The following is a 2880-nucleotide window of genomic DNA, read 5'->3' on the forward strand; positions in this document are numbered from 1 at the left end:
ACGCCGTCCCTTTCCAGCAGCATCGTGGTCAGCGCGGAGCCGCTGTTGCCTCCAAGCCTCACCTGTAGCTGCAGGACCTCGACGTCCACCCGGCTGAGGCCTTTGGGCATCCTGCGGTTGACCTCCCACCAGTTGACCCGCTCAAACCAGCGGACCGGTTCGGCACCCACAGTCCATTCCCTGCCGCCGCTTATTACCGCCGCCGGCATTCCGTCAATTCCCGACCGCACCATCACGTGTTCCATGCCTGCAAACTACGCCGGGGCACCGACATCGGGCCCACAACGAAAAAACCCTGCCGTTTCCGCCGCTATGGCGAAAACAACAGGGTTTCCTTGTGGGTCCTACCGGGATCGAACCGATGACATCCACGGTGTAAACGTGGCGCTCTACCAGCTGAGCTAAAGACCCAAGAACGCGGAATCCGGCACTTCAGCGCCGCAACCAACGAACATTGACTCTACCTGACACAGGCCGCGAAACGCGAATCGGAGCCGCCAGAGTCCCTGATGCAACCCCTTTACAGGGGCGGGAGTTCGGCGGCGAGCCAGGTCAGCGATTCACTGACGCCCGCGTCAAGCTTTATCGTGGCTTTGTCATCGCCGCGGGTCTCCCCCCGGTTGATGATGATCACCGGCTTCCCGTCCTTGGCGGCGTGCCTGACGAACCGCAGTCCACTCATGACTGTCAGTGATGAGCCAGCCACTACCAGCGCACCGGCATCGTCTACCATCCGGTACGAGCGTTCAACCCGCTCCTTGGGCACATTCTCGCCGAAGTACACGAAGTCCGGCTTCAGCGTTCCGCCGCATGCAGGGCAGACGGCGACGACGAACCCGCTGATCAGCACACGGTCCTCCACTGTGGCGTCTGCATCCGGTGCTATCTCCACAAGGCCCGACTCCGCTGCCCGTGAGAGGAAGTCGGGGTTCAGCTCCTCGAGCACTCCCGCCAGGAGGCGCCGCGAGTAGGTACGCCGGCACTGGAGGCAAACCACCTGGTCATACCTGCCATGCAGGTCAACCACGTTGACACTGCCGGCGTCCTCGTGGAGCCGGTCAACGTTCTGGGTAATCAAGCCGGTGAGGTAACCGCGCCGCTCAAGTTCTGCAGCCGCGTGGTGGCCCTGGTTTGGATCAGCATGCCGGAGGTGTGACCAGCCGATATGGTTTCGTGCCCAGTAGCGCTGACGGTTCGCCTCGTCCTTGATGAACTCCTGGTACGTCATGGGAGAACGCGGAGGCGAGCCCGGTCCCCGGTAGTCCGGGATGCCCGAATCGGTACTCAGTCCGGCGCCCGTGAGCAGGGCAAAGGGTTTACCGGCAAGGAGCCCGCGGATCCGCAGGAGGACCTCAAGTTCGCCGGCGGAAGGACGCGTCGCCGCCACGGGCGGCATGCTGGCGAAGCCTGTAAGGCCCACACCCGCCCGCCGCTGTTCCATGGCCGGTCAGGCCCTCCCCAGGCCGGCCAATGCGGTGCGGTATTCCTGAAGGTCCCGGGCCTGGCCGCGCGGGTTCACCACCGAGTAGCGGACGTGTCCGCCGGCGTCGATGATGAACGTGCCGCGCTTCGCCATGCCACTGTCTACATCGAAGACGCCGTAGGCGCTGGCCACGCCACCGTGGGGCCAGAAGTCGGCCAGCAGGTCGAAGCTGTAGGCTTCCTGCGCGGCGTAGGCCCGCAGGCTGAACTTGCTGTCGACGGAGATGGCCAGGACCGTGGCATTCGCATCCTCGAACATTGCCAGGTTGTCCCGTATCTCGCACAGCTCTCCCGTGCAAATGCCCGAAAAAGCGAACGGATAGAACACCAGGACCACGTTCTGGCCGCGAAAAGATGACAGCCTAACGGGTTCGCCGAACTGGTTGGCGAGTTCAAAATCAGGCGCCGGCCCGCCGACCGCGGGCAAAGCTGGAGTGGCAGCGTCAAGCGCTGCCGTCACTTGTTTTTCCTCATCACCAGGCGGGCTGCGCTCCAGTCCTTTGAGACGCCTGCCGAGGTTGTGACATGCAGGCCAGCCGTCGGGGCAGCTTCCTGTATATCGGCCGGTGAAACATAGCCGGCCCTGCCCGACTTCGGAGTGAGGACCCAGACAACCCCGTTTTCGCTGAGCGTGGTCAGCGAATCCATAAGGCTGTCCACCAGATCACCGTCGCCGTCCCGCCACCAGAAGATGACGGCGTCCGCCACTTCATGGTCGTCCTCATCCAGCAGCTCTGAGCCCGTGAGGTCTTCAATATCGTCACGTAAGTCGAAATCGACGTCGTCGTCGTAACCGAACTCCTGAATCAGATCCCCGTTCTTGAAACCCAATTTTTCCGCCACATTTACCGAAGTGGCGGCGTCGGCCTCGCTCACGTGTTCCTCCAATGCCTCATACATGCAGTGCGCATAGTGATTTCCATTACTCCCAAGCCAACACCCTTTGTGCCTGCGCTTCAAGCTGGCACCCCCGGGACGCCGCATATTCTGCGTCACACCCGGTGCTGCCAGCCCACCCGCAGCGGCTTTTCGTCACACAACCAGTATGACGGCGAAATACAACAGAGCCGCCCACGCCGCGGCTACGCATCGTGTTGCGTACAGAGTTAGAGTGGCAGGTGACAACTATGCCTGCGGGGCAACAACCCTGTAACTCCAATGCAGACGTAGGAATGCTAGGACCCTGCCCGGCACACATGCCCGGGCTGTTGTAACCGATACGTCGCACACGGCGTATATACGCCGGGCGGTCACCCTGCCCGGCCTGAGTGCGCCAACAATGCGCGCAAAGAGAGGTTGGACGTGGCTGCAGGAGAAGATACCTCCCATATCCTCAGCGGGTTGACTAACCAGCTGCCTGATCGTGATCCGGAAGAGACCGCCGAGTGGGTTGAGTCC

Annotated in this window: 4 protein-coding genes and 1 tRNA gene; all 5 read right to left on the bottom strand. The window is 62.3% G+C overall.

Annotated features, from left to right (window positions below):
- On the bottom strand, positions 1-245 hold a 245-nt coding region (locus tag AC5RWX_RS31995), incomplete at its 3' end, for a hypothetical protein (protein ID WP_494100207.1).
- Positions 246-338: 93 nt separating this feature from the next.
- Positions 339-411 (bottom strand) — tRNA-Val (locus tag AC5RWX_RS32000).
- A 109-nt stretch (positions 412-520) separates the two neighbouring features.
- A complete protein-coding gene (locus AC5RWX_RS32005; protein ID WP_494100208.1) occupies positions 521-1441 on the bottom strand; it encodes an NAD-dependent protein deacetylase in 921 nt (306 codons plus the stop codon).
- Between the two features lie 6 nt (positions 1442-1447).
- Complete coding sequence (locus AC5RWX_RS32010) at positions 1448-1942, bottom strand: peroxiredoxin (protein ID WP_494100209.1); 495 nt, start codon at positions 1940-1942, stop codon at positions 1448-1450.
- The gene (locus AC5RWX_RS32015; protein WP_163162713.1) at positions 1939-2358 is read right to left on the bottom strand and encodes a DUF3052 domain-containing protein; all 420 of its coding nucleotides are present in this window, start codon (positions 2356-2358) and stop codon (positions 1939-1941) included. The genes AC5RWX_RS32010 and AC5RWX_RS32015 overlap by 4 nt, the downstream gene beginning before the upstream one ends.
- Positions 2359-2880 lie beyond the last annotated feature (522 nt).

The sequence above is a fragment of the Arthrobacter sp. SPT-J7 genome (assembly GCF_059089965.1).

Bases quoted from the DNA above. Each gene is read 5' to 3' on its own strand.
- AC5RWX_RS32005 (WP_494100208.1), bottom strand. From the start codon at position 1,441: ATGGAACAGCGGCGGGCGGGTGTGGGCCTTACAGGCTTCGCCAGCATG.